Below are 595 nucleotides of genomic sequence, written 5' to 3'. Positions count from 1 at the left end.
GTTGCATTAAAACTAACGCATTAAATTTTTAATCAATAAATTACTATATTTTCTATTTCGTGTTACTTTTTTCGTGGATAGGCATGAAAAAATCTCCTATTGTAGAGGTGTGTAGGTTGCAATCCGTACACCACTACAAAGGAGACCAGCGTCTTTGAGTGTACCGGATTCTACGACAATTCGTCAATGCTTGTCTTTGTTGCCACTGGCCGATTTCTCGGCTCCCTGTTTGGATTATCGTGTTCGCAAACTTCGATGCGCGAATTTGCTTAAGGTGTTTATCGCTGCCCAGATCTGCGGATGGGACTCGCTTCGCCGGATCGAACTGGAAATCGCGGCAGATCCTTTGCTACAGCAGGAATTCGGTTGTGCAATCTCAGCTTCTCAGCTTTGCCGGCGCATTGATGACTTTCCCAGTTGCGTGCTTGAAGCCCTCTTTCGGGCCCTACTATCGCGTATTCATCATCACGCGGCGCAGCAGAAGAAATGGCCCTCGGCTAAGCTCTACGCGATCGATTCAACCAACCTGCGGTTGCCACAACAATTGGCTGACTGGACCTATGTGACTCGAAGTCGCAGCGGCGTTAAAGTGCAT

Annotated in this window: 1 pseudogene; it reads left to right on the top strand. The window is 47.6% G+C overall.

The window, feature by feature from the left end:
* Positions 1 to 154: 154 nt before the first annotated feature.
* Positions 155 to 595 (top strand): annotated as a pseudogene (locus ACFOTD_RS34535) (DUF4372 domain-containing protein); the annotation flags it as partial.

Source organism: Cohnella sp. GCM10012308, assembly GCF_042649185.1.
Taxonomy (GTDB): Bacteria; Bacillota; Bacilli; order Paenibacillales; family Paenibacillaceae; genus Cohnella.
Note: the sequence above shows the minus strand (reverse complement) of the source record. Positions and strands in the feature narration are given on the sequence as shown.